The organism is Pseudoalteromonas sp. MMG033 (assembly GCF_057197785.1).
Map to the genome: position 1 here is coordinate 3,747,705 of NZ_CM170070.1, position 20,464 is coordinate 3,768,168.

Sequence of the window (20,464 nt, forward strand, 5' to 3'; positions counted from 1 at the left end):
AGGCGTATAGTGACAAGCTTAGATTAGAGGAGAATATAACACTAAGGGTTACTTATGCAGTATCAAGATATCTATGAATTTTGGTTTGTGACTTGCTCTGAGCAAGATTGGTGGCAGAAATCAACGACATTTGATCAGAAAGTAAAAAGCCAATTCTCAATCCTCCACAAGATGGCACATAGCGGTGAACTTGAAAAGTGGCGTGAATCACCAATTGGTTCTTTGTGTGAGATAATCGTGTTAGATCAGTTTCCAAGAAATATGTACCGAGATACGCCGCAAGCCTTTGCAAGTGACGCGCTAGCACTGAGCCTGTCACAGCAAGCGATTGAAAAAGGGTTTGATAAAGCATTAAATGATACAGAAGTTGGCTTTTTATACATGCCGTTTATGCACAGCGAAAGTGCCGTGATCCATCGTCAGGCAGAGGTGCTGTTTAGAGACTTACCCGGATATGAATTCGAGTTAGCACATAAAAAAATTATCGATCGATTTGGTCGTTACCCGCATAGAAATGACATTCTGGGCCGCGTATCAACAGATGAAGAGCTAGAATTCTTGCAACAGCCAGGCTCAAGTTTTTAACTGCTGCTGTATCTTCATTAATAAACCGTATAAGTTCCTGTAAGAGGGTTCTTGTACTCGCATTTTTCTCTCGAAAAGGTATAATCGCTGGCCAAAACAATAATTATATTTGTGTTCAATTATGGCTCAGGTACGTGATGGTTTTCAAAGCCGACTTGGTTTTGTTCTAGCGGCGGCAGGTGCTGCTGTTGGTTTAGGTAATATTTGGGGTTTCCCTACGCAAGCTGCTAATCATGGCGGTGGTGCTTTTTTACTCGCATATTTTATCGTTATCTTTTTGTTGGCTTTACCAGCTTTGTACACTGAGCTTTACCTCGGTCACCAAGCGCAAGCCAATCCAGTAAAAGCATTAAAGCAAGCATGGCAAGAAAAACAGCCAAGTGTAGGTGCAGCAGCTGGTTACATTGGTTTGGCTGGCGCGATTGTGATGCTAAGCTTCTATTCAATTGTGGCCGGGTGGATGCTCGCCCATTCCATTGAGCCGGTTACGTCCTTACTGGGTATGGATGCTGCGAGTCAGTTTCTGACCGGGGACTCTACACATAGAAACTTTATCTTCACGCCTTTGATGTTGCTGTTAACAGCCGCAATTATTTTGAAAGGGGTAAAGTCAGGTATTGAGACATGGTCACGTCGCTTAATGCCACTTTTATTGTTATTACTATGCTGTTTGATTGCTTATATGGCAACACTTGAAGGTGCATCAGACGGATTCAGAGCATACTTAGTTCCTGACTTTAGTAAAATTACAGACCCAGATTTGATTATTGCAGCAATGGGCCAAGCGTTCTTCTCTTTATCGCTCGGTGTTGGCTGTATGATGATTTACGGCTCATATTTAAAACCAAATGAAAACCTACCAAAACTGACTTTCAGCGTTGCTATGTTAGATACTGGCGTGGCATTTTTAGCTGGTTTGTTGATTATACCTGCTATTTTTGTTGCGCAGCAAAATGGTGTAGAAGTGTTTCAAGATGGCAAGCTAGCTGGGGAAGGGCGACTCATTTTTGCAATTCTACCTGAGCTTTTCTCAAGCATGGGACAAATTGGTATTTGGGTTGGCTTAACATTCTTTGTATTAATGTCAATTGCTTCTCTGACTTCAACGATTTCATCCACAGAAATCCCGGTGTCTTTCTTAGTTGAAAATCACGGCATGGAGCGAAAAAGTGCAACCTGGGTAGTGACGCTGGTGATACTGGTGTGTTCTAGTCTCATTATAATGAACTTTGATTGGCTGTTTGGCTTGGTTATCTCAGTATTTACTCGATATCAGTTACCGCTAATGGGATTATTCTATTTTGTTACTGTAGGCTGGATGTGGAAACGTGGAAATAAGCTGATTGAGAACGCCTCAGGTATGCATTATTGGTTTGCGCAATACTTACGTTTTATCTGTCCAATTTTAATGACAGCTGTATTCGTAAATGTTGTTGTAAATAAATAAATTGGTTTAAAAAGAAAAAGCGCAGCTCGACTGCGCTTTTTTTTGCCTAGTTTTAGACAATGTTTGGTGTATGGGTTTTATTTTTGAGTGCGTATAAGTTTTTAACCGTTGTCATGGCAATTTCGGTTAGCGCCTCTTGAGTAAAAAAGCCTTGATGGCCGGTGATTAAGACGTTAGGAAACCCGCTGAGCCTGACAAAAGTATCATCTTGAATGATTTCTTCACTCCGGTCTTTGAAAAAAAGCTCTGACTCTTGTTCGTACACATCAAGACCTAAATAACCAATCTTTTTTGATTTAAGTGCTGTGATACAGGCCTGTGTGTCAATCAATGCACCTCGACTGGTATTGATGAGCATTACACCGGGTTTCATTTTACCAAAGGCTATTTCATCGATTAAATGATGTGTTGCTTCAGTTAATGGGCAGTGTAGTGAAATGATATCGCTTTGTTCTAATAACATATCTAACGAGACTTGTGTGTAAGAGCCTTCACCGATATTTGGATCATACACAAGCGTGTGCGCACCAAAGCCATTTAAAATTGAGACAAGTGATTGACCTATTTTGCCGCAGCCAATGAGTCCAACCGTTTTGTTATGGATGTTAAACCCTAATAAGCCATTAAGATCAAAGTTTTCTTCTCGTACGCGGTTATAGGCTTTATGGGTTTTTCTTGCTAGGGTCAGAATAAGTGCCATGCAATGTTCTGCGACGGCTTCTGGGCTATATGAGGGGACTCTCACTACTTGTATGCCTAGTGCATGTGCCGCCTCGATATCAACGTTGTTGTAGCCTGCACACCGTAAAGCAACAAACTTGATACCCAGCTCGGCTAAATCGCCAAGCACACAGGCATTGAGATCATCATTAACGAATACACAAACTGCGTCATACCCAGATGCTAAAAAAACGGTTGCGCGTGTCAAGCTGTTTTCTATGTGGTCTATCTCTATGCCATTGAACTTTGAGATAGCATCTGAAAAAAAAGCGTGTTCATACTTTTGCGAACTGAAAAGTGCTACTTTCATCTTGTAACTGACCCTCAATGATTTGCTTCAAGGACTCTGGCTTGGTGCGAGGTGCATAGCGTGATAATAGCTCACCATCGGTACCAATTAAAAACTTTGTGTAGTTCCACTTTATCGCACGATTTTGCGCAATACCACGAGTATGTGATTTAAGGTAATTAAATAATGGATGGGCATCAGGTCCATTGACTAAGGTTTTTTCAGCAATGTTAAAGCTTAAATTAAAGTGTGATTGATAAAACTCTTTAAGCATTTCATTCTCTAACGGTTCATTCTTGCCGAACTGATTACATGGAAATGCGATGATCTCTAGCCCTTTTTTGTTATATTTACGATACATTTTTTCAAGGGCAGTTAGCTGTGGTGTAAAGCTGCATTTGCTGGCGATGTTGACTAAAATAACAGGCCTGCCTTTTAACGACTTTAACGAAAGCGTTTCACCTGTGAGTAATTTGACACTGTATCTGTAAATATTTTCCATGCTGCAAGGTTCCGTGCATATAACAAGTTCTATTAATGATCTTCATGTGGAGTTTGTATATGTTCCACAGACTGCTTTTGAGGTGAAATCCCCTCCATTGTTCAAGCATAGCAGTCATTTTGGTCAATTTTATGTCAAGTTGGTTTAAATTTAACGCAATGTACACATTCGGGTAGAAGTGAGGTGAAAGGTGTTGATAGAGCAAAGAAGGGTGCCACGAGTGTGACACCGAAAACCTTGATTAAACTAGGCGTTTTAGTAAACTTGAAGTGTCCCAGCGGTTGCCTCCCATTTTTTGCACATCAGCGTAAAATTGATCAACCAATGCGGTCAGGGGCAGAGTAGAACCGTTCTTTTTGGCTTCATCAAGGGCGATAGACAAGTCTTTGCGCATCCAATCAACGGCAAAGCCATGCTCATAGTGATCGTCCAACATGCTTTTATGGCGGTTTTCCATCTGCCAACTGCCTGCTGCGCCTTTAGAAATTACTTCAACGACTGCTTCGCAATCGATATTTGCATTTTGACCAAACTGGAGTGCTTCTGCGAGTCCCTGAACTACACCAGCAATACAAATTTGGTTCATCATTTTGGCTATCTGACCAGAGCCGACGTTGCCAAGTAACTTGGAAAAACGTGCGTAAGCAGCCATTACAGGCTCAATGTGCGTGTACGTATCAAGATCACCACCACACATGATGGTTAGTTGACCGTTTACCGCACCTGCTTCACCGCCAGAAACAGGCGCGTCAATAAAGCCAATTTGCTTATTTAGACAAACAGAATTTAACTCTCTTGCGACATCAGCCGACGCCGTTGTATGGTCGACTAAGTATGTATGCGCTTTCATGCTTTGCAGGACACCGTCACTACCAGTGGTCACTTCACGTAGGTCATCGTCATTTCCGACACAAATAAAAACAATATCTGCGTCTGCTGCAGCGAGTGCAGGCGTTAAGGCAAGTTGCCCTGAATAGGTTTCTAACCACAACTCTGCTTTGCTGGTGGTACGGTTATACACAGTGACGTTGTGCCCCTGTTTGGCCAGATGCCCAGCCATTGGAAAACCCATTACACCTAGGCCGATGAAAGCAACATTTTTTTTATTTGAAGTCATAATTTACAATCCAGTTGTGTCGTTTGACTCGATTGTAACTGAAGTAGAAGTGTTATGGATGAATATTTTGCATGACGGAGTGAATTAAGCATGCTTATCATTTGGATGGTTAGTGTAGAGCAGTTTTATAATTCATTCTACTCTACACTGATTTGGATTATGCTTTAGAAGTACTTAAGTTTTCTTCAAGTTCTTTGGCTGCATTTGGGTCGTTGAAAACAGTTTGATCCAATTCACCTTCAGATTTTGCTACTACACAAGTTACCATACAGTCACCAGTTACATTCACAGCTGTGCGTGTCATATCTAGTAATCTGTCTACACCCATGATGATCGCTATGCCTTCAACAGGTAAACCTACTTGATTTAGTACCATCGCCAGCATGATCAAACCAACACCTGGAACACCTGCCGTACCAACGGACGCTAAGGTCGCTGTTAAAATAACCATTAGGTAGTCGCTCAATGTTAAGTCAACAGCAAATACTTGGGCGATAAATACGGTTGCAACACCTTGCATAATGGCTGTGCCATCCATATTGATAGTGGCGCCTAGCGGGACAGTGAAAGACGCAACAGTGTTATTTGCACCGAGCTTTTTAGTTGCTGTTTCAAGCGTTACAGGCATGGTTGCACTAGAGCTTGAAGTACTGAACGCGAACATACACGCATCTTTCATTTTCTTTAGGAAGGTAACAGGGTTTAAGCCTGTAAGCGTTTTGAGTAAAATTGTGTAGTTGACCAATGCGTGGAAGAATAGAGCAGCAACCACAACTAAGAAGTATTTGCCGAGTTCAACAATTAAGCCCATCTGGATATCTGTGAACAGTTTCGCCATCAAACAAAATACGCCGTATGGCGCTAAGTTCATCAGTAAGGTAACAAGTTTAAGGATAACTGTGTTTAGATCCTCAAATACAGCTGCAACGCGTTTACCAGGCTCGCCACTGAGCGCCATTGCAATACCAAATAGTAATGCAAAAACGATGACCTGCAGCATATTACCGCTTGCCATTGCATCTATTGGGTTAGTCGGAAACATACCGATAATGACTTGAGCAAGCGTTGGGGCTTCTTTTGCATCAAAGCTGCTTGTCGTTGGCATATCTATGCCTGCGCCTGGACTTACTAGTAACGCCAGAGAAATTGCAACAGTAATCGCGATAGCCGTCGTCGTTAAATATAGAAGTATAGATTTCCCACCTAAACGGCCTAACTTCTTGGGGTCGCTTAAACTACATGTTCCACAGACCAATGATATAAATACCAAAGGTACTACAAGCATCTTTAAACTTGCTATAAAAATTTGCCCGCCTACATGGAATAAACCATCTACGAAAAACCCTCTTACAGGAAACTCTGCAAACCCTAATGGGATTAAAAACTCTGGCTCACCTGCAAGGATTTGTTGCAGAATAACACCGACACCAATACCCGCGATCATGGCAATCATGATGCGTGTTGTCAGGCTAAATTTATTATTATCAGTCATTGTTTTGGAGACGCCCTAAAACTTCTTGTTGTTAAAATGGTTATAGCCTAACAGGATGGTGCAAAATGAACAAAAAAAATTGCTAGGTACTACGAAAAAATTGTGATTTTTTGTCTGGTTTTGAGTTAACATTGTGCAAATAACTCTAATTTAAAATTGTGCGAGGGAGAACTGCGGATGATTTCAATGCGTTGGTTTAGCACCATATTTATGATATTCCTTCTAACAGCCTGTGGCGGAGGAGGTTCAATTGAAAAAAACTCCTCTGGTGATGGAGGTTCTGACTCAGATGATTATGCATTAGCATTGACTCTTAATTCTCAAAGTGGTTCATCCGAACTAAGTGCTTCAAATCCAATTCAAATTCAAGCAACAGTAACGAAAGATGGCGAGGCACAAGCTGATAGGCTAGTTAAATTTGTTGGCGATGAATTTTCTGACTTTAACGGCGCTTCATCTGCTTTCACCAATAGTGAAGGTATTGCTGTTGTTGGCATTGTTGCTAATAGGAATCAAGGTGCGGGGACCATAACGGCGTCATTTGATACTGAAAGCCAAGCTATCTCAAAAAGTATTGAATATAAAGCAACGGGCGATGGCGGCGTGCAGATTGCATTGACGTTTAAAGATGCGAGCGGTGCAGATATTAGCACGCAAAACCCGCTTGCAGGTGATGCGGATGCGACCATAATGGCGACTTTAACGAATAATGGTGTGCCGATAGAAGGTGAGATTATTACTTTTACCTTTGATGAGCTGTTGTTTTCATCCAGCAATGGTCGAATTGTAACGAATGCGAATGGCCAGGCTAGCATAAACGTTAAAGCCACTAAATCAACCGGTGCGGGTCAAATAACGGCGACATATGATGAAGAGCCCCCATTTGTGTTTGCATTTGAGTCAAATGGTAACGAGTTTTTTGGAGAAGAAACTTATGTTCTAGAACTCGTTGGGCAAAATGCTCAGGGTGAGGCAACAAGCAGTCTTGCGCTTGGCGCTCCAATTTCTGTTGTGGCATCACTTTCGCTTAACGGTAATCCTTTAGCTGACCAGCAAATTTCTTGGAGTATTGATGATAAAGCGGTTCTAACCTCCGGGGCAACACAAACAACCAATGCGGCAGGTCAAGTAACAGCGATAATCACAGACAATAATATTACTGGTTCTGGCACACTAACCGCTACATATAATGTATCTGAAACCTTAACGCTTACTCAGCCATTTGCTTTTGCAAGTGCAGGTGACGGCGGTTTGCAGATGAGCATATCAGTTCAGGATCAAAATGGCGCGGTGATTAATGAAGCAAACCCATTGAGTGAAACAAAAAATGGTCGAGTAGTTGTCACGTTAACAAATAATGGTGAACCAGTTTCTGTTGGTGAAGTCACCATCTCTTCAAAGTTTAATAAAATTCAAACTTCCCCGTCAGATGGTATTGATTTTACCGATGAAAGTGGCGTTGCTTCAGTCAACATTCTACCTAACGATGAAGAGGGCGCTGACACTGTCATTGCCACTTATATAAAAGAAAGTACAAATGAGCAGGTTCAAGCAGAAGCCCCAATCTGGACATTGGGCAATGGCGATACACAAATTCAAATTATCAGTATCATTGATGATGTTACAAAAAATCCGGTGACTGCGGATAACACCATCGCTCAAGGTAAAAGTGCAACTGTTACAGCGCGGGTCATCATTAATGGTACACCGGCAACTACAGGCGTTGTCTTCTTTGAAACTACCTCAGAAGGGTCACTTCCAGTAAGTACAGCGGAGCTAAATGAGAGTGGAGAAGCTGAAACTAAGCTTTTTGCTACCACAACAAGTGGTCTAGGCCGTATCAGAGCTGGTTATGCAAGAGCAGGCGAACTTGAGCCAAGCTCTTTTTCTGATTACTCAATATTCCATTCGGAAGGAGATGCAATTGTATTTGATGGTGATTACGCTTTTGATATTCAGCTACTAACAGGGTGTAATGACGGGTGGGATGATAACCGAGATACAGAAACGTTAAACCCTATAAATGGTGGGTGCCAGACAGTTACTAATATTCGTTCCAGTGAATTACCTGAGCTATTTGTTGCTATTACCCGAATTAATGGTGATGCCACCGAGCCAAACGAACAAATTGTTGAAGTTCAAAGTGATAAAGGGCAGGTTCTACCAAGCACTGGTCGAGCGCTCACCGATAAAAAAGGTGTAGCTTTACTCAAATTACAACCCGGAGACGTCGACGGTGCAGGCACTGTTACAGTAAAGTTTAACGGCAGTACAGGTTTTCGTAATTTCAGTGTGGGTGTAGACGACCTTTATTTGCAACTAACAGCAACCTTGAATGCATCAGATACACCAGATACACAACCTTTACCTGAGCTAGACTCTGGTGACAGTTTCATAATTACAGCTAAAGTATCGACAGTTGACGGTGATTTCTCTGATGATGCACTTTATACACAGCCAGTGGACGTAGGCTTTTCGTCTGTTTGCGTAAATGAAGACCCAAATTTGGCGTCGATTGATGCAACGGTTAGAACTAAAGAAGGGGTAGCTACTTCTACATATAGAACGACTGGCTGTAATGGCAATGAAACGATCACAGCAAGTATTGCATCTGCAGATCCTGCTGAATTTGACTTTTTCATCAATGATGCACCCGTTCAAGCCATTCAATTTTTAGGAGCCAGTGAATCATTTATCGGTATTCCTCCGAGCACAAGTGGCGTACCGGTTACATCTGAAGTCAGGTTTTTATTGGTTGATACAGATGGTAATCCGATGCAACAAAAGCAAATTGAGTTTAGGTTGGCTGATTTGTCTGGTGCTGCATCGCTAACCAGCTATCGAGGAAATACAACAAGTGATGGCGAGGCTGTAACGATAATTAAAGGGGGGGTTGTTCCGGGCTCTTTAGTTGTTGAAGCGTGTTATTTATCAGATGAACAGATTGCACAAGCTGCACTGAGCAGCTCATTTCCAACATGTTGGCAATCAAAGATTGATCAATGTACTGCTGACTCCACATTAGAATTTTGCGACCTACCAGATGGCATTACTAACTTCACACTTATCCCAGCAGATGAGCAGGTAAATGCGGTGTCTTCTGGCGTTGTTTTATCTTCCGGTGTACCAGATCAAGATAGTTTTGGCGCCGCTCCAGCGGGAACAATTCTTAATGCTCAAGGCTACTCTGGCGTAGATGTAGACATTTTTGTTTATTTTGGCGATCAATTTAACCAGCTTACAGCAAATAATTTGGTTGCCAACGTGCAATCAGAAGCAGGAATTGTTGGTAATATTGATGGGTCAGGTAGCGGTAATTCTTATGAATGTTCGGCTGTGAATGGTGTTTGTCGAGTGCAGTGGCGTTCTCAAGGTGATTTACCATTCACGGATCCTAAATGGCAAAATCGCATTGGAGATGTGTGCGATACATATAAAGGCCAACCTGTTCCATGTATTGGTGCTTATCCAACCACTGTAAATGGGAGAACCATTGTAAGAGGTGCCAGAGTATCAATTTTGGCAACAGCTAAAGGACAAGAGAACTTCCATGATAAACCATCAAGTGGTGGCATTGAAAGACGAAATGGTATCTTTGATATTGGTGAGTTTCAGCCTCGAAATGATGATTTAGCGGAAGCTTTTATCGACTTCAACCAAGACAATGTGTTTGATCCCAAAGATTGTGGCGGCGATGAAGCAACTGATCCATGCGAGCCAGCAAATAGTAACGGTGGTCATAACGAGGTCTATGTAGATGGTAATAATAATGGGCTTTATGATGCTGCTGATGGTATCTACAATGGTCTTCTTTGTGGAAAGGCTGCTGAGGATGCGGGTCAGTGTACAAAAGACTTGGTTGATATAAGAAGGCAGTTTGAACTTATAGCTTCCAGTGATGTTGTGTATGCACGTTTTGTTGTCAATAAGTCTCAAATTGGTGGTGCTGATTGTACAAACATAGTTAATGGTGCTCAGCAGCTAGTTAATGGACTAGACGGCTTAGAAGATACTGAAGATACAAACTACTGTGATATCGATAGTATAACGCTTGGGAACGATGTAAACGATGCAGACAGAGTTGAAGTTGAAATCTATTACTCAGATTTATACGGCAACTCGCTTCCAGCAGGTACACAAATAAGTATTGGTACTACCAATGGTGTTGTAAACGTTCGTGAGCTGACCAGTACGATATACACGAGTGGAGGGTTTGAACGCGGTAAAGCGGTGGTAGAAATCTCACAAGAAACGTCTTCAAATAGTCGGGATACAGGTAACTTGATAATCACTTTTGAAATACCTGGGCCATCCGATGACAGTGAAACCATAACTCGAACTAAGTCCATCATTATTAGGGACGACGGTTAAGATTTTGACCCATCCTAGTATGGGTTGACACTTTTTATATTAAAACGCTCGATGAACTTCATCGGGCGTTTTGTAGTTTAAGGCTGTGTGTGGCCTTTTCTGATTATAGATTTCAACAGACTGCTTCACCATTTTCTTAGCCTCTGCCAGGTTATTTGGCTTTATCAGTAAATATTCATTTTTAAGAATGCCGTTTACTCGTTCAGTCAGGGCATTTTGGTAGCTATCATACCCATCTGTCATTGAACAGATTACTCCATGTTTTTCATGTATCTGTTGATACTCATTAGAACAATATTGAATACCTCTATCTGAATGATGGATAAGTATTGATGTGCTCTTTCTATGTGTCAGAGCGTGCTTGAACGTCAGCTTTACTGAGCTTGTTTTTAAATTATCACTTAAGTGATACCCCACAATTTTCCTTGAATAAGCATCTGTCACGAGGCTGAGATAGGCACCACACTCATTTGTTGGTAAATAGGTAATGTCTGCCACCCACAGTTGCTCTGGACGGGTTAGCTCAATGCCTTCTTTTATGATGTTGGGGTGTTTATAAAATCGATGAAGACTATGTGTCGTTTTATGGAACGCGCGTTTGTTCGGTACTAATAAACGATTTAACCTTAGTAAAGTAAATAGGCGGTCTCTTCCGATTGATATCTGAGATTGCTTCATCATGTATTGTAACTTTCTCGTGTCAATACGAGGGTGAGTCATGCGTTCAAGCCTCACAAATGAGAGAACACTTTGCTCAAGTAGTGCGTTGTTTGCATTCACTTTACAACGCTTGTAATAAGCTTGCCGAGTAATGCCCAAATACATACACGCTTTACTCACCGATAGCTTGGCTATGGTTTTTTCTTCAATAACTTGTTGCGTTGCTTTTTTGTAATATGTACTCCGAAATCTTTATCAAGTACATCAACTATCGTTTCGAAGAACTGTGCCTTGAGTTTTGCATCCTCTAGTTCTTTCTCAAGTGCTTTGATTTTTTGTTCTGGCGTTAAGTCTTTGGGCTCTGACATATAACCGACCTCACTCATATGATTAGGTGTTCCTTTACTCCAATCTAGACGGCCATGCTTACGAAGCCAAACTAAAACTGTCGAAGCCCCTTGGATACCATAATGGTCTTGTGCTTGTTTGTAAGTGCATTCGCCTTTTTCTACCTTATCAACAACTGATAATTTAAAGGCAAGCGAATAATCTCTTTTGGTTCTCTTAGATATAGATGTCATGACATTCTCCAAATTCAAATTTGAAAAGTGTCACCTTAATTAGGACGGTACATTTCCAACGAAAAGGGCCTTTTTTAGGGCCCTTTTTTATTAACGCTTGAATTTCCTCGCATATCCGCTATATTCGCCTTTTTAACACGTTCAGAGTTAGATTTGATTAAAATAGCAGCAATAGTTGCTTAATAAATCGCTGTTCAGATAAAAGTTAGAATGAAAAGCTTGTAACAATAGGTGTTTGTGGATATACCTATAAATAATAACGCCCAATGGGGCACAACAGACAGAATTAGTCAAAATAGGCAGATATGGGCAAATCGCTAGTAATTGTAGAGTCTCCCGCAAAGGCCAAAACTATTAATAAGTATTTGGGAAAAGACTACATTGTGAAATCCAGTGTGGGTCATGTTCGTGATCTACCGACGTCAGGGGCAGGTAAAACCAAAGGGGTTGCTACTAAATCTCCGGCAGAAGTACGTAAAATGTCACCAGAAGAAAAGGCGGCATATCGCAAACAAAAGGACTACGCTAATTTAGTTGCAAGAATGGGTATTGACCCTGAAAAAGGCTGGGAGCCGCATTATGAAGTGCTACCTGGTAAGGAAAAAGTTGTTCAAGAGCTAACTAAGCTTGCGCAAGATGCAGACCATATCTATCTCGCAACCGATTTGGATAGAGAGGGAGAAGCAATTGCTTGGCACCTTGAAGAGATAATCGGTGGTGATGCATCAAAATACAAACGTGTGGTATTCAATGAGATAACCAAGAATGCTATTCAGCAGGCGTTTGAAGCACCTGGACAACTCAATACTGATATGGTTTATGCACAGCAAGCACGTCGTTTCTTAGACCGTGTTGTTGGTTTCATGGTTTCACCATTGCTATGGCAAAAAGTGGCTAGAGGTTTGTCTGCAGGCCGTGTACAGTCAGTTGCTGTGCGCTTGTTGGTTGAGCGCGAGCGTGAAATCAAGGCTTTTATTCCAGAAGAGTTTTGGGATATCCATGCTGATACTAAGCTGGCGACAACCGACGTAAGGTTTGCTGTTACCAAATATCAAGGTCAAGCGTTTAAGCCTGTAAACGAGCAAGAAGCGCTTAAAGCAGTTTCAGAAATTGAAAATGCGAGCCTGTCTGTTGTTAAAGTAGAAGAAAAGCCAAGTAAGAGTAAGCCAAGTGCACCTTTTATTACTTCTACAATGCAGCAAGCAGCAAGTACACGTTTAGGTTATGGCGTAAAGAAAACCATGATGTTGGCACAGCGTTTGTATGAAGCTGGCTACATTACTTATATGCGTACAGACTCAACAAACTTGTCTAATGACGCTGTTGAAATGTGTCGTGACTATATTCAAGGGAACTTTGGTGATAAGTATTTACCTAAAGCACCGATTAAATATAGTGCGAAAGACAATGCACAAGAAGCGCACGAAGCAATTCGTCCTTCGGATGTTAATGTATTATCTGGTCACGTTGAGGGTGTCGATGCCGATGCTAAAAAGCTATACGAATTAATTTGGCGTCAGTTTGTTGCTTGTCAGATGACACCAGCGGAATATGACCTAACCAATATTACACTAGGTGCGAATGACTATACGTTAAAAGCACGCGGTCGTGTACTTAGGTTTGATGGTTGGACAAAGGTACAACCCGCTGTTCGCAAGAAGAGCGAAGAAGAGCAAGCTCTGCCAGCAGTCGCTGTTGGTGACAGCGTTGACTTGGTTGCACTTGATCCAAAGCAGCATTTCACCAAACCACCAGCAAGATTCAGTGAAGCGAGTTTAGTTAAAGAGCTTGAAAAACGAGGAATTGGTCGTCCTTCTACCTATGCTGCAATTATTTCAACTATTCAAGATCGCGGCTATGTACGTGTTGAGAATAGACGATTCTTTGCAGAGAAAATGGGTGAAATCGTCACAGACCGTTTAGTTGAAAACTTTAACGATTTAATGAACTTTGACTTTACTGCAAAAATGGAAGGTCGACTGGATGACATTGCTGAAGGCGAACGAGAGTGGACACAAGTTCTTGACAAGTTTTATGCAGACTTTTCGAGCCAACTTGAACTAGCAGGACAAGATGAAGCCGAAGGTGGTATGCGTCAAAATGTCATGGTCGAAACAGACATTGATTGTACTACTTGTGGTAGGAAAATGGGTATTCGTACAGCATCGACAGGTGTGTTTTTAGGGTGTACTGGTTACAGCTTGCCGCCCAAAGAGCGCTGCACAACAACCATGAATTTGATTTCAGGTGATGAAGCAATCGATGCTGACGTTGAAGATGCGGAAACGGAAAGCTTAAGACAGAAAAAGCGTTGTCCAATCTGTGAAACAGCGATGGACTCATATCTGATAGATGAGACCCGTAAGATCCATGTATGTGGTAATAACCCTGCATGTGGTGGTTATGTTGTGGAGCAGGGCACATTCAAAATTAAGGGCTACGATGGTCCTGTGATTGAATGTGATAAATGTGGTGCAGACATGCAGCTTAAGTCAGGCCGTTTTGGCAAGTATTTTGGTTGTACTAAAGAAGACTGTAAGAATACACGTAAATTGCTGAAAAACGGCGAGGCTGCGCCGCCTAAAGAAGATCCTGTTCCGTTACCTGAACTTGAGTGTGAAAAGTCTGACGCACACTTTGTTCTACGTGATGGCGCTTCTGGCATTTTCTTAGCCGCGCATACATTCCCTAAATCTAGAGAAACGCGTGCACCTAAAGTTGCTGAGTTAAAGAGATTTAGAGATAGGATTTCTCCTAAGTTTTATTACCTCGCTGATGCTCCTGAAAAAGACAGTGATGGTAACTTAGCGGTAGTAAGATACTCACGTAAAACAAAGACTCAATATGTAATGACGGAAGTTGAAGGCAAAGCTACAGGCTGGAAAGCAACTTTTGTTGAAGGCAAGTGGGTCGAAGAAGAGAAAAAGCGTAAAAAATAAATTATAAGGCCAGCAATTGCTGGCCTTTTTTACAACTGCGTCTTTATATCATGCTCTCTGATAATATAGATATAGACACTTTAATCATCACAAGCAGTATTAACTGACGTATTGCACTTTGTGATACCCACCTCACTTTCTGTTGTTTTGTGTAACCGAATGACAAACATCTATTGTTGACTTGGTTATTTGTGCCCACTATTCTAACGACCACTGTGTCATACAGTGACTGCAAGACTATTTTAATTAAAAAACAAAACCTTGCTGATTTAAATAAGGAAAAACAGTAATGAATTTATTCGGCAATCAACTAGTTAAGCTATTTGGTATTAGTTTAACGTCCTTTGCCATTGCCTATTCTGGTATATCCTACGCGCAGCAAGAGGCTGCCCTTGAAGCGTGTTATGTGGAAGGCTTAGAAGATCGCCTGATGTGTGGTTCGGTTAGCCAGCCCCTTTCAAAAAAAACATCTGCTAATAATGTTGATATTCACTTTGCGGTGATCCCTGCAATTAAAAATATGCATCCTAAAGAAGCTGTATTGGCTTTTGCTGGTGGACCGGGCCAATCAGCGATAGAAGTCGCTGCTATTTTTGCTCGTAACTTGAAATATGCTAGGGAGAGCCGAGACATTATCCTTGTCGATCAGCGGGGGACAGGTAAATCTCAGTTGTTACAATGTGATAGTGGCACGGTTGAAGAGCAATTTAAGTTTGATGATCACGCTTTGTCATTTGTGGCTTTTACCAAAGAGGAAACAAACACCTGTAAAGAGCAGCTTGGAATAGATCTTACGCATTTTACTACAGTGGCTGCTGCCAGTGATTTCGAAGCTGTTAGACTTGCACTTGGCTATGAAAAACTCCACTTGTACGGTGCATCTTATGGCACTCGTATTGCGCAAGAATATTTGCGTCAATATCCAGGTTCTGTGGCAAGCGCAACCTTAGATGGGGTTGTTCCTATGCAACAGAGTTTAGTGGCAATTGGTGATGCGATTGATAATGCACTAAATGAAGTGTTTCTTGATTGCATGGCAGAAAAGTCGTGTTTATCGCAATATCCTTCTTTGGCCGATGATTACCAGAAATTATTGGAGCAATTGAGGGAAACACCTATTACGGTCAAAATCAGACACCCTCGTACTTTTAAAGAAATTTCATTGGTGCTTACTGAGAGTAAATTGCGTGGTGCAGTGAGGATGGCTCTGTATGGTCACACGACACGTTCATTGATCCCTTTGGTAATAGATTCTGCAGTTAAAGGTAATTATAGCCCGTTAGCCGGTTTGTTAGGTAATGAACAAACTCTTGGTAGTATCGCAATGGGGATGCATAGTGCTATTACGTGTGGAGAAGACTGGCCGAGTTTAACTGAGGCTGACAGAAAACAGTTTGGTCAATCATATTTTGGCAAGATGATGATTGAATCTTTAGATACAGCCTGTCCAATATGGGATGTTGAACCTGTTGAGCACGATTTCTATAAGCCAGTTAAAACAGATATTCCAATTTTACTTTTATCTGGTGGCCTTGACCCAGCTACTCCGCCAAGCTGGGCGGATCTTGCAATGGTTAGTTTTAGCAATGCAAAACATTTAGTTTCACCATCAGCGACTCACGGCGTCGCAGCACAGACATGTGCAAACAAAATCATTGGTCAGTTTATCGATTCTTTGACGTTTGCTGACTTAGACACAGATTGTCTCGATAAAGACAATCGCAAGCAGTATTTTATGAACATAAATGGACCTGTGGCCCATCAGGAAACAGAGCAAAAAAATGATTGAAGTAATCGAATTAGAGAAAAAAATAGGCTCAGTACAGGCACTGGATAAGCTCAGTTTTAAAGCTGAAGATGGAAAAATCACAGGTTTATTAGGGCCAAATGGTGCGGGAAAAACGACGTGTTTGCGCACGATCTTTGGTTTGCTTCAAGCAGATAGCGGCTTTGCTAAAATAGATGATATCGATGTAGTAAAAGACTCAATGCGCGCCAAACAGCAACTTGGGTTGTTTCCGGATCCATGCGGCCTTTATGAGCGTTTAACGCCCAGAGAGTATGTGCAATTTTTTGCAGAGCTCAGTGGCATGGATAAGCAATCGGCAAAAGTGGCAACACAAAGCGTGCTTGAACAGTTACAAATGACCGACATCGCTGACAGAAAGTGTAAAGGCTTTTCTCAAGGTCAGAGAATGAAAACGGCATTAGCCCAAGCCATTGTGCATCAGCCTACAAATATTATTCTTGATGAACCGACGCGAGGACTTGATGTGATGAGTACGCGCATTTTGCGTGACCTTTTGCTGATGCTCAAAGAGCAAGGACATTGCGTGTTATTTTCTAGTCATGTTATGCAGGAAGTTGCAGCGCTTTGCGATCATGTTGTTGTAATGACAAATGGTAAAGTCGTTGCAGAAGGATCACCTCAAGCATTATGTGAACAAACACAAAAAGAGACTTTAGAAGAAGCGTTCATTACATTAATTGGTTCAGATGAGGGACTTGCTGCATGATGAGACTGGTCCAAGTTTTATATAAAAAAGAGATGCTAGACGCGAGCCGTGACAAACGTTCTGTCATGGCTGGATTATATTATGCGATTGGTGCGCCCATCGTCATGTGTGTGCTGTTTACCATTTTACTCAAACAACTGAGCTCTCCTGACGCACTTGAAATTACCATTGAGAACCCACAAGCGGCACCAAACCTTGTACGCTTTTTAGAAGGACATGACATTAGTCATAGCGAAAAGTCGAGTGTGAAAGCCATTCGCTTGATCATTGATACTGATTATGCACAAGATATGTCTCAAGGGCACAGTGCGCTTGTTACGATTGTGGCAGATAAGTCTGACAATAAGTTGATTAAGTCTGTACGCCGCTTAGAAATGTCCCTTGCTCGATACAATTCAGAAGTAGCGGGGTTAAGACTTATCAGTCGTGGTATTGATCCGAGCATCATGCGTGCTGTGAATGTACAGACGCAGGATCAAGCAACACCTGACTCTAAAGGTGGGATGTTTCTTGGGATTGCGACCTTGTCCATCATTATTGCACTGTTTTACTCAGCGATGAATTTAGCCATTGATACCAGTGCAGGTGAAAGGGAGAGAAACTCTCTGGCGCTACTTTTGAGCCACCCAATCAGCAGTACACAACTTGTCCTTGCCAAAGTTGCAGCCATCGCCAGTTATTCAATGGTTGGCTTGATTTTAGTACTGGTTGTTTCAAAATTTGCATATGGCATGGTGCCTTGGGAGCAACTTGGCTTTAGTATTAACTTGGATTTGATGTTCATTTTATTTTGCACGCTGATTGGACTGCCAATTGCTTTGATGTCAGCAAGCTTATTGGTATTCGTCTCTTTTATGGCTAAATCTTTTAAAGAAGCACAATCTTATGTTGCTTTTGTTTTATTTGTACCAATTGGCCTGAGTATGATGACGACTTATGATATTGCGACTGAATACGTGCAATGGGCACCGATCGCCGCTCAGCAATATGCCATGATTGAAGTGATAAAAGGGAATGAACTGCCATTAATGCAAGTACTTTTATCGTCTGCAAGTACACTTGCCCTGTTTGCTATTTTTACCATGCTGAGCAGCAGGATGTTGAAAAGTGAGAAAGTCGTTTTTGGGCTTTAATGCCAGAGGTTTTGGCTGAGTTTAATTCTGAACTCAGCCACACTTCTTTCAAGAAGGTTTTGTTTAAACTGCACAAACAACGCGGTTTCTGCCGGACTTTTTCGCTTGATAAAGTGCAATATCTAACTTGCTGTAGATTTTATCAAGGCTATCAGGCGACGTTTTGTAGTAATAGGTCGAAAAGCTGGCGGTGATATTAATCGCTTTTCCAGACTCTGAGATAATTGTAGATTCACTCAACTTAATTCTAAATTGCTCTACAACATCGTCTTTATTTGAACTTGCCAAATTTGGTAAGAACAACATGAACTCTTCGCCGCCAAAGCGGGATAAAAGCGCATTTTTACCAAAAAACTGCTTTGCGAGTGTCGCCGTGTGTTTTAAAGCAATATCACCTGTTGGGTGGCCATGTACATCATTGACTTGTTTGAAATGGTCTAAATCGAACAAGACAAGGCAATGCTGTTTGCCAATTGAAGGAATAGCTGAACGAGAAACCACAGCTAGAAAAGTACTGCGTGTAAGCGCGCCTGTTAAGTTATCGTGCTGCGCTCTGTACTTATGTTTGGAGTAGCCACGTAAGCTTATGAATAACAGCAAAAGTGAGAAAAGAATAATAATAGCTTGGAATTGTTGCCTTTCTTCTAAAGCAGAGATATGAGCAAGTTGCTGATTATTATGTTTCTCTAGTCGTATGTTTTCCAATTGTTGGGCGGTCACTTCTAGCTCTGATTCAAGCTCAATCATGGCTTGCATTGTTTTCTGTGAATTGAACTGCTCTTTTTGTGCTACTAGCTGACTCTGTAGCAGGTAGGCTTGTTGATAATTTGATTCATGCGCATACAGATCGGAAAGTAGCTCCAAGCTGTGTATTAAATGCGTTTTGTCGCTGACATTGCTCGATAAATCATGGGCAATTTGTGCTTGCTCAATCGCTTTATCATACTGACCAAGCGCACGCATGTTTTCTGCAGCTTGTAGTCTAATATCGGTAATTAAATTGATATTATTGGTTAAACTAATTTTAGACAGCGCACGGTCAAGGGCGCTGGTAGCAAGGTCTATGTTTTTTAGATTGGCATAAACTTTTGCTTTTTGTACCAAGGTATAAGCTTGGCGGTATGGATTGTCGAATTTTACATAATACTCATGCGCTTGATTCAGCCACTTTAATGCGACGTCAAAGTCCTTTGCTTTGTTAGCAACAATACCAAGGTTGAGCATGGTTAGTGCAACTTTGAATTCATTGTTTTGTACTTTTCTCAAGTGCAAAGATTTTTTGAGATATTTTGTGGCATCGGTGTAATTGCCAATCTCCAAATAGGTGAGGGCCAAATTATTATAATAGGGGGCTTTGTTGCCTTCATATTTCGAGTTAGCAATAGCCTGTTTATACATTTTAATAGCTTGGGCATGATCCCCTAAAAAATTTGCATTTAACGCTTTTGCATTGTGTAGTGAATTTAAGCCCCAAAAAGGTTTGCTTAACGTATTTGCATTACGTTCCACTTCTTTAATATGGCGTTCAAGTTGAATGTAATTAGCCAATGTTATTTTGGCATTAATATAAAACAACTCGACAGTTGCAGTCAGTGCAGGGTCGTTAGCGGTATATGCCAGCGTAATTGCTTTTTTAAAGGCTTGCATGGTTTGCTCATATTCATTGTTATGTGCACTCAGCAAGGCAGTGACTAACTGTTGCAAAATAAGGTCATAGTCATTTTTTTCATAGCTGATAAGTGTATTCAATGAGGCCTGTTTTTTGAGCGCTAGGACGGTCCTCGCAAGTGTCGCACCGATGTATACACGTTTTGCACTGGGCTCAGTGGCTTTGACTTGCTGAGCTAAAAATTCGAACGCAGTATGTGTGTCTTGTGCACGAAGGACATCATAGGTTTGTTGCCATGTGCTGTGTGTACTACTGAATACGGGGAAGTTAACTACTAAAGTAAGTGCGAGAGCAACAAATAAGCGCAAAGATCTAGCCTTTGAAAGAAAATAATTGCAAATAGTAACATAATAGTCTGGTGCTTTTACAGCCAAAACCTTGTTATGATTTGTAACCGCGAAGCGTAGTGTAGCGGTAAACGCCAAAGAGCTGGCGTTTACCGT

General features: G+C 41.5%; 13 protein-coding genes. 7 read left to right on the forward strand and 6 right to left on the reverse strand.

The features are described 5' to 3' along the window. The first annotated feature begins 54 nt into the window (after positions 1-54). A complete protein-coding gene (locus AC2CZC_RS16280; protein ID WP_484582595.1) occupies positions 55-585 on the forward strand; it encodes a DUF924 family protein in 531 nt (176 codons plus the stop codon). Between the two features lie 121 nt (positions 586-706). After that, a complete protein-coding gene (locus tag AC2CZC_RS16285) occupies positions 707-2,032 on the forward strand; it encodes a sodium-dependent transporter (protein ID WP_063360827.1) in 1,326 nt (441 codons plus the stop codon). 52 nt (positions 2,033-2,084) lie between these two features. Here AC2CZC_RS16285 and AC2CZC_RS16290 read toward each other — a convergent pair whose 3' ends face one another. The 4 genes from AC2CZC_RS16290 to AC2CZC_RS16305 all read right to left on the reverse strand — a co-directional run bounded on the left by AC2CZC_RS16290 (position 2,085) and on the right by AC2CZC_RS16305 (position 6,152). Beyond that, a complete protein-coding gene (locus AC2CZC_RS16290; RefSeq protein WP_484582596.1) occupies positions 2,085-3,062 on the reverse strand; it encodes a 2-hydroxyacid dehydrogenase in 978 nt (325 codons plus the stop codon). Further along, positions 3,028-3,543, reverse strand: coding sequence for a glutathione peroxidase (locus AC2CZC_RS16295; RefSeq protein WP_063360825.1), 516 nt, complete (start codon positions 3,541-3,543; stop codon positions 3,028-3,030). The genes AC2CZC_RS16290 and AC2CZC_RS16295 overlap by 35 nt, the downstream gene beginning before the upstream one ends. Positions 3,544-3,784: 241 nt before the next feature. After that, a complete protein-coding gene (locus AC2CZC_RS16300) occupies positions 3,785-4,660 on the reverse strand; it encodes an NAD(P)-dependent oxidoreductase (RefSeq protein ID WP_484582597.1) in 876 nt (291 codons plus the stop codon). A 157-nt stretch (positions 4,661-4,817) separates the two neighbouring features. Then, entirely contained in the window at positions 4,818-6,152 is a 1,335-nt protein-coding gene (locus AC2CZC_RS16305) for a dicarboxylate/amino acid:cation symporter (RefSeq protein WP_484582598.1), read from the reverse strand. A 177-nt stretch (positions 6,153-6,329) separates the two neighbouring features. On the opposite strand from AC2CZC_RS16305, the gene AC2CZC_RS16310 reads away from it, so the two are divergent. Next, positions 6,330-10,523: a hypothetical protein gene (locus AC2CZC_RS16310; protein WP_484582599.1), complete on the forward strand. Its 4,194-nt coding sequence runs from the start codon at positions 6,330-6,332 to the stop codon at positions 10,521-10,523. Between the two features lie 39 nt (positions 10,524-10,562). On the opposite strand, the gene AC2CZC_RS16315 is transcribed toward AC2CZC_RS16310, so the two are convergent. Next, positions 10,563-11,764, reverse strand: a protein-coding gene (locus AC2CZC_RS16315) for an IS3 family transposase (RefSeq protein ID WP_484582600.1) whose coding sequence is annotated in 2 segments (ribosomal slippage) — positions 10,563-11,416 and positions 11,416-11,764 — 1,203 coding nt in all. Because the reading frame shifts where the segments join, the coding sequence is not laid out codon by codon here. Positions 11,765-12,069: 305 nt separating this feature from the next. On the opposite strand from AC2CZC_RS16315, the gene topA reads away from it, so the two are divergent. The 4 genes from topA (at position 12,070) to AC2CZC_RS16335 (ending at position 18,352) form a co-directional block, all read left to right on the forward strand. Continuing rightward, on the forward strand, positions 12,070-14,703 hold the full coding sequence (gene topA, locus AC2CZC_RS16320) for a type I DNA topoisomerase (protein WP_484582601.1): 2,634 nt from the start codon (positions 12,070-12,072) through the stop codon (positions 14,701-14,703). Positions 14,704-14,992: 289 nt separating this feature from the next. Continuing rightward, a complete protein-coding gene (locus AC2CZC_RS16325) occupies positions 14,993-16,492 on the forward strand; it encodes an alpha/beta hydrolase (protein ID WP_484582602.1) in 1,500 nt (499 codons plus the stop codon). Then, positions 16,485-17,219, forward strand: coding sequence for an ABC transporter ATP-binding protein (locus AC2CZC_RS16330; protein ID WP_484582603.1), 735 nt, complete (start codon positions 16,485-16,487; stop codon positions 17,217-17,219). Before AC2CZC_RS16325 ends, AC2CZC_RS16330 begins: the two co-directional genes overlap by 8 nt. Then, entirely contained in the window at positions 17,216-18,352 is a 1,137-nt protein-coding gene (locus AC2CZC_RS16335; protein ID WP_484582604.1) for an ABC transporter permease, read from the forward strand. Before AC2CZC_RS16330 ends, AC2CZC_RS16335 begins: the two co-directional genes overlap by 4 nt. Before the next feature lie 63 nt (positions 18,353-18,415). On the opposite strand, the gene AC2CZC_RS16340 is transcribed toward AC2CZC_RS16335, so the two are convergent. Beyond that, a complete protein-coding gene (locus AC2CZC_RS16340; RefSeq protein ID WP_484582605.1) occupies positions 18,416-20,329 on the reverse strand; it encodes a diguanylate cyclase in 1,914 nt (637 codons plus the stop codon). Positions 20,330-20,464 lie beyond the last annotated feature (135 nt).

Bases quoted from the DNA above. Each gene is read 5' to 3' on its own strand.
- AC2CZC_RS16330 (WP_484582603.1), top strand. From the start codon at position 16,485: ATGATTGAAGTAATCGAATTAGAGAAAAAAATAGGCTCAGTACAGGCA.
- AC2CZC_RS16300 (WP_484582597.1), bottom strand. From the start codon at position 4,660: ATGACTTCAAATAAAAAAAATGTTGCTTTCATCGGCCTAGGTGTAATG.
- topA (WP_484582601.1), top strand. From the start codon at position 12,070: ATGGGCAAATCGCTAGTAATTGTAGAGTCTCCCGCAAAGGCCAAAACT.
- AC2CZC_RS16305 (WP_484582598.1), bottom strand. From the start codon at position 6,152: ATGACTGATAATAATAAATTTAGCCTGACAACACGCATCATGATTGCC.
- AC2CZC_RS16290 (WP_484582596.1), bottom strand. From the start codon at position 3,062: ATGAAAGTAGCACTTTTCAGTTCGCAAAAGTATGAACACGCTTTTTTT.
- AC2CZC_RS16310 (WP_484582599.1), top strand. From the start codon at position 6,330: ATGATTTCAATGCGTTGGTTTAGCACCATATTTATGATATTCCTTCTA.
- AC2CZC_RS16280 (WP_484582595.1), top strand. From the start codon at position 55: ATGCAGTATCAAGATATCTATGAATTTTGGTTTGTGACTTGCTCTGAG.
- AC2CZC_RS16335 (WP_484582604.1), top strand. From the start codon at position 17,216: ATGATGAGACTGGTCCAAGTTTTATATAAAAAAGAGATGCTAGACGCG.
- AC2CZC_RS16295 (WP_063360825.1), bottom strand. From the start codon at position 3,543: ATGGAAAATATTTACAGATACAGTGTCAAATTACTCACAGGTGAAACG.
- AC2CZC_RS16325 (WP_484582602.1), top strand. From the start codon at position 14,993: ATGAATTTATTCGGCAATCAACTAGTTAAGCTATTTGGTATTAGTTTA.
- AC2CZC_RS16285 (WP_063360827.1), top strand. From the start codon at position 707: ATGGCTCAGGTACGTGATGGTTTTCAAAGCCGACTTGGTTTTGTTCTA.